A 4403-nucleotide genomic window follows, 5' to 3' on the forward strand; every position below is an offset into this window, starting at 1 on the left:
GATTGGCGTCCCCACATCAGTGAGCGGCCTCCTACGTGGTAACCACGGAACCAGTCAAAACGTTTAATTTCTGTATAAGGACTATCTTTATCACTTGCCCAATAGTCAAGGTTGGTTTCATTTAACGGATAGTCGCGTTTAAGAACCGGGTAATCATCAATCATTTTCTGGGTACGGCCGCCTCTGTGCGGAAATTCCCATGGATCTTTGGTTGCGTTTACGTAATCTTTAATGTGCTCAATATTACGGCCACGCTCAAGCATGATGGTTTTCAAACCCTTTTGTGTTAGTTCCTTGGCAGCCCACCCGCCTGAAATTCCTGAGCCAATGACTATTGCGTCATAAGTGTTTGCAGACATACGAATAATATGATTAGTTAAATTTGTTTAGTACTTGGTTGTGTCGTTAAATGTATGAATAAAATTCATTTTCCAAATATTACATTGTGTTTTTTTTACACGAAGGACCTCACCCCGGCCCTCTCCAAAGGAGAGGGAGCCCCCCTTACGCCGCCCTTTTTAAGTCCTCTCCTTTGGAGAGGATTTAGGAGAGGTTCCCCTTCTTCATCTCGCTCATGGCATAATCGGCCGCCCTTGCCGTAAAGGCCATATAAGTTAGCGACGGATTTTGGCACGAGGTTGACGTCATGCTGGCGCCGTCGGTAACAAATACGTTTTTAACGCTATGCACCTGGTTCCATTTGTTTAATATCGATGTTTTAGGATCATTCCCCATACGGGCACCGCCCATTTCATGAATATCAAGCCCCGGTGCTCGTTTATCGGTACTTGCTTTAATGTTAGTAAAGCCCGCGCTGGTGAACATCTCAGTTAACTGCTCCACATAATCCTTCTTCATCTTCTCGTCGTTATCGTCGTAATCAATGTTCATCTTTAATAACGGCACACCCCAGGCATCTTTTTGCTTGTCATCAAGACTTACAAAATTGCTTTCCTTCGGGATGGTTTCGCCCATCATGTGCGACCCTACATGCCACGGGCCAAGCTCTTTGTTAGCCAGGTTATCTTTCAGACTGCTGCCTACGCCGTCCCAACTACGCTGCGGGGATCTGTAAGCGCCAAAGCCTGAAGCATAGCCGCGTAAAAAGTCGGTTTCTTGTTTGTACACGTTCCTGAACCTCGGGATATACCCCCCGCCGGCAGGATTACGCCCATCTGTTGTCCATTCTTTAGCGCCATCATACTCGGCTCCAATATGGGCCGAATAATTATGGAAAGCTACATATTTACCCAGCACACCGCTATCATTGCCCAAACCATTAGGGAAACGATGCGACTTGGAATTAAGCAATATCAGGTTGGTATTTAACGCCGCTGCATTGACAAATATTACTTTGGCGTAATAGTCGATAGCTTCTTTGGTATTGGTATCAATAACCCGCACACCGGTAGCTTTACCCAGCTTATCATCATATATAATAGATTCCACTACCGAAAACGGCCTCAACGTAGCGTGCCCGGATTTTAAAGCCCAGGGGATAGTGGTAGCATTTGCGCTGAAATAGCCGCCAAAGGGGCAGCCACGCTCACAGATCGTTCTCCTTTGGCATTGTACCCTGCCCTGATCCAGGTGGATTTGGTTAGGGGTTGAAAGGTGGGCGCAACGAGCGCTGATCACGTAACGGTTTTTATAATTATTTTTTACGTGTTTGCTAAAATATTCTTCAACAGTATTTAAAGGAAAGGCCGGTAAAAACTCACCATCCGGCAATTCGGGAATACCATCACGGTTACCCGAAATACCGGCGAATTTCTCCACATAACTATACCATGGTGCAATATCCTTATAACGGATCGGCCAGTCTACCGCGAATCCATCGCGGGCGGGGCCTTCAAAGTCAAAATCGCTCCAGCGCTGGGTTTGGCGTGCCCATAGCAGGGATTTACCGCCTACCTGGTAGCCGCGGATCCAGTCGAAGGGTTTATCCTGTATGTAAGGGTGCTCTGCATCTTTTACAAAAAAATGCGCGGCGCTTTCTCCAAAGGCATAACAGCGATTTACAATAGGATTGGCTTCCTGTACCGCCATCGGCAATTCGCCCCGGTGTTCAAACTCCCAGGGGTACATATTGGTAGTCGGGTAATCCTTAATGTGCTTCACATCGCGGCCACGCTCCAATATCAGTGTTTTGAGTCCTTTGTCCGCAAACTCTTTAGCAGCCCATCCCCCGCTCATGCCCGAACCAATTACTATCGCGTCGAAAGTGCGTTCTTTAACGCTGTCGATATTTAAATTAGCCATTACTTATACTGCTTGCTTTTGTTTGTAAGGAAAATGCGCATTGTACCTGCCGGGCACAAGCTCATATACCACCTCTTTAGTCATAAAATATTTTGAATTGGTATAACCGTTTATGGTTTGCCTTTTTACTATGCTGTAAAACTTCTTAAGCTCGGGCGAATACTTACCTGCAGGAGGAGTGGCAGGTGCAGCATCTTTTTTATCACTGTTTTTCCTGGCCGCCTCTTCTTCCGCTTTACCTTCTTTTTCTATATCCAGCAAAAACGCTTCACGGGTTTTAGTATCAAGCTGGTCAAACGTTTTACTATATAATTTTTGAGATTGATCTGCGAAATGGCCCATGCCAGTTACAAACACCTGCTGATCGTCCTTTTTATAGCAGTCGTCCACCATTTTCAATACAAATAAATGGAGCAGCAGGTCTTTCGCACCCGGCGTTGTTGTTTTAGGAATAATAGTTTCTGCTACATCGCCTATCAACTGTTCCTGATCGGCAGTGATATCGATATTTTTGAGTGCAACCTTCGACTTTGCTTTATCCTGCGAACAAGCCGGGAGCAATGCTGCCCCTCCTATTATCAAAGCCAGGTTTTTAATGACGGTACGCCGATCCATTGTTTAAACTATTGGACAGATAACGGGTAAGGCTTATTATGATTTATAACGTATTTCCAAACTTAATAATTACAATTTAAAATCAAAGCCTGGAAAAATTAAATCTTCACGAGGGTGTAAGTTAGCTTTATACTATTAATAGCCCCATTTTTTCATGATTTGTAAATCAATTTTTACACAATCGATTGGGTCTTTGCCCTGGTATGCTTCCTGCTCAATAATGAACAATGAGGTACCTCCTTTTTTTGCCCCGGCTTTTACAATATCTCTTACAGGCAGTATCCCTGCACCCAAAATTGTACTTTCGGTATCATCGCCATCATGTGGCGGCACTTTAATTTCGTCTTTTACGTGCATAGACTGGAACCTGCCGGGATATTTATTGATAAACTCCAATGCCTTACCACCGGTGCTGAACATATTGCCGATATCAATTTGCTGAGCCACCAAAACCGGATCAGTATTTTGGATAATATAGTCGTAAAGGGTAATGTCGCCAACTTTGGTACTGATCTCAAAGTTGTGATTATGATAGCCAAACATCATTGACGATTGCTTGCAAAGCTCTCCGCATTTGTTAAACTGTTCCATTGTACGTTTCAGGGCATCAGTATCTGTACGTACCTTTTCGTCAAGCCATGGGCTTATCACAAACTTTTGCCCCAGGGTGGCCGCATCCTCAACAGTATATTTCCAGGCATCGGTAAAATCATTTTTAGCTGCATCCCAATGCTGAGGTGTCATTACGGTATGACCGCTTGGCATTTTTAGGTCAAGATCGGCCAGGATCTTTTTAAATTCTTTGGCAGTGTAGCCATAAAATTTCCTGTCGATATAATTAGCATGCTCCACATGTGCATAACCCGCATCAGCGATCTTTTTAAGCGTTCCCTGCGGATCGGCTTTCATGGCGTCGCGTACGCTGTAAAGCTGCACCCCTACCCTTTTAAGCTTACTCTCCGTTGCGGCAAATAAGCTATCAGGAAGTAGTGCCGCCCCGGCAACTGCCATTGCGCCGGTTTTTAAAAATGATCTGCGTGATGTATACATGGTTATATGTTTAAGGTTATTTTGCTATCGGGAATACAGGAAACAATAAATCAGAATTACTTACAAATGCAAGGTGCTTACTATCTGGCGCCCACGACGGGGTATTGATAGTACCCTGACCGCCGTACAGGTAAGCTACCACTTTTGACGGGCCGCCGCCAATCGGCATCACCCTTAAATATACATGTTTGTAAAAAGGGTGATCGCCGGGGGATACTTCGTTTTTGAAGAAGGTAATATACACTATCCATTTACCATCGGGCGAGATATGTGGGAACCAGTTATTGTAATCGTCGTTGGTAAGCTGCGTTTGCTCGCTGCCATCGGCTTTCATGCGCCAGATCTGCATCAGGCCGCTGCGATCCGAATTGAAATAGATCCATTGACCATCGGATGAATAATCCGGGCCGTCATCCAAGCCTTTGGCCGTGGTCAACCGGGTCTCCGCGCCTCCAGTCACCGGAATGGTGTAGATG

The 4403-nt window shown here is 45.2% G+C and carries 4 protein-coding genes and 1 pseudogene; all 5 read right to left on the bottom strand.

The window, feature by feature from the left end:
- Positions 1-359 (bottom strand): annotated as a pseudogene (locus tag VF500_RS20435) (GMC family oxidoreductase); the annotation flags it as partial.
- 184 nt (positions 360-543) lie between these two features.
- Positions 544-2262: a GMC family oxidoreductase gene (locus VF500_RS20440; protein WP_330861453.1), complete on the bottom strand. Its 1719-nt coding sequence runs from the start codon at positions 2260-2262 to the stop codon at positions 544-546.
- Between the two features lie 3 nt (positions 2263-2265).
- The gene (locus VF500_RS20445) at positions 2266-2877 is read right to left on the bottom strand and encodes a gluconate 2-dehydrogenase subunit 3 family protein (protein WP_330861454.1); all 612 of its coding nucleotides are present in this window, start codon (positions 2875-2877) and stop codon (positions 2266-2268) included.
- A 135-nt stretch (positions 2878-3012) separates the two neighbouring features.
- Positions 3013-3927, bottom strand: coding sequence for a TIM barrel protein (locus VF500_RS20450; RefSeq protein ID WP_330861455.1), 915 nt, complete (start codon positions 3925-3927; stop codon positions 3013-3015).
- A gap of 16 nt (positions 3928-3943) precedes the next feature.
- Positions 3944-4403: TolB family protein (locus VF500_RS20455; RefSeq protein WP_414688589.1), on the bottom strand; the 460-nt coding region annotated here is incomplete at its 5' end.

The sequence above is a fragment of the Mucilaginibacter sp. genome, from assembly GCF_036383575.1.
GTDB lineage: Bacteria > Bacteroidota > Bacteroidia > Sphingobacteriales > Sphingobacteriaceae > Mucilaginibacter.